Annotated in this window: 1 pseudogene; it reads right to left on the minus strand. The window is 77.6% G+C overall.

The features are described from left to right. Positions 1–1,993, minus strand: a pseudogene (locus GTW67_RS20035) (NB-ARC domain-containing protein); the annotation flags it as partial. Between the last annotated feature and the right edge of the window lie 243 nt (positions 1,994–2,236).

The following is a 2,236-nucleotide window of genomic DNA, read 5'->3' on the forward strand; positions in this document are numbered from 1 at the left end:
GGCCGGACCCAGGGCCGAGGCCGGGGTCGGGGTCGGCATCCGGGGTGGGGGCGGGGCCGGCGTCGGGACCAGGGGCGGGGCCGACGTCCGGACCAGGTCCGGGGCCGGGGCGCAGTCCAAGGCCGGGGCCAGGGCACGGACCGAGGCCGGGGTCGGCATCCGGGGTGGGGGCGGGGCCGACGTCCGGACCAGGTCCGGGGCCGGGGCGCGGTCCAAGGCCGGGGCCAGGGCACCGACCGAGGCCGGGACCAGGGCCGAGGCCGGGGCCAGGGCTGAGGCTGGGGCCAGGGCTGAGGCTGTGGCCAGGGCCAGGGCCAGGGCCAGGGCCGAGGCGGGGGCGCGGACCGAGGCCGGTGTCCGGACCAGGGCCGAGGCTTGCGTCAGGACCGGGGCCGGGGCCGGCTTTCGGACCAGGACCGGAGCCGGGGCGCGACCCAAGGCCGGGGCCAGGACTGAGGCCGGGGCCAGGGCTGAGGCCGGGGCCAGAGCCGAGGCCCGGGCGGTGCCGCTCGGCCTGCTCCGCGGCGTAGAGCCGTACGAGGTCGTGCAGGGACCAGCGCTCGGCATCGTCGTGCGGCAGAGGAGCCTCCGCCTCCCCCGTCGGCAGGCCGGCGCGGAAGATCAGGTGGTGGCGGGCCAGCGCGGCGAGGTGGCGGCGGGCGAGGGAACGCGGGAGACCGAGCAGGACGGCGGCGGTGGCCGTCGAGATGTCGGGGCCCGGACAGGTGGCGAGCAGGCGCAGGGCGCGGGCCGGTGCCGCGGGCAGGTGGCGGTACGACAGGTCGAGGCTGGCCCTGACCGCCAGCGGACGGCCCTCCGCGTCCTCCTCGTCCAGCGACAGCGCGTCCAACCGGTCGCGTGCCTCGCGCAGTTCCTCGGCGTGGGCGCCCAGGGGCCGGTCCGGGTCCGTCCGCAGCAGGGCGGCCGTGATGCGCAGCGCGAGCGGCAGTCCGCCGCACAGCCGGGCCAACTCCTCGGCGCCGGCGGGGTCGTCGGAGCATCGCGCGTCCTCCGTGCCTCCGGCCCGCAGCGCGGTGTCCAGCACCACGAGTGCCTCGTCCATCGGCAGCGGGGCGACGTCCACGCGGTGGGCGGGCAGTGAACCGAGGGCCTGTCGCGAGGTGATCAGCGCCCGGTGCGGCGGCTCCGGCAGCAGCGCGCCGGCCTGGCCCGGTTCGCGGGCGTTGTCCAGTACGAGCAGCAGCGGTGCGTCCTGACCGGCCAGGTCGTGCAGCAGACGTCGCCAGGCGTCCAGCGCTCCGCTCTCCGTGCCGGGCAGTTGCCGGGCCGGCACGCCCATGGCCCGCAGCAGCCTGTCCGCGACGGCGCCCGCGGGCACCGGGTCACGGGCGCTGTACCCACGCAGATCCGCGAAGACGGCCCCGCCGGGGAACCATCCTCGCCGTTGTGCCTCGTGCGCCGCGTGCAGGGCCAGTGCGGTCTTGCCGACCCCGCCCATACCCGCGATCGCCGACACGACGACGGCGGACGCGGCCTCCGCCCCGGCCGCCCCGGCCGCCCCGGCCGCCCCGGGTCTCAACCACCGCAGCACCTCGTCGGTTTCGGCCGTACGTCCGGCGAAGTCCGCCGGTGGGGGCGGCAGCGTGACGGGACCGGCCGGCCTGGCATCCGGCGTCCGGGTCCGGGGACGGCCACCCGGCGACTCCTCGGCCCGTTCCCTGCGCGCGGCACGCACCAGGCGCAGCCACCGCTCCTGTTCGGCCGGGACCATCGCCGGACTTCCCGTGCTTCCGGCGTCGAGACGACGGGCCTCCCGGCGGAGGTAGCCGACCAGGTGCAGCAGGAAGGTCTCGTTCTTCTTGGCAGGCAGCGAGCGGCCGTTGAGCCAGTCGTCCAGGGTGGACGTGCCGACCCTCGGCGCGGACGCGCCGCCCAGCCGCACCATGCGCCGCAGCGTCGGTTCGCCCGCAGCCCGGCGAGCCTTCGCCAACTCGCCCACGAACCGCTCGATATGACGCCCCACGCCTGCCACGCCCTCCGGTCCGCGCCTCGTTTCCGGCCCCGGAACCCCCCGGAAAACCGGCCGCACCCCTCCCCGCCAGGCTAACGGCGACCCGAGCCGGCCACTCGCCCTCGCCGGAAATCCTCCGGACGCCGTTCCCTCGTCGGCATCCGCCGCACACCGCGGCCGAGTTCGCCACCCATCGAGGAGTACGGCATGGCCTTCAGGCCCCGCGCACGGACCCGCACCTGCCCGCCGCCCCACGCGACCCCC

The sequence above is a fragment of the Streptomyces sp. SID5910 genome, assembly GCF_009862125.1.
GTDB lineage: Bacteria > Actinomycetota > Actinomycetes > Streptomycetales > Streptomycetaceae > Streptomyces.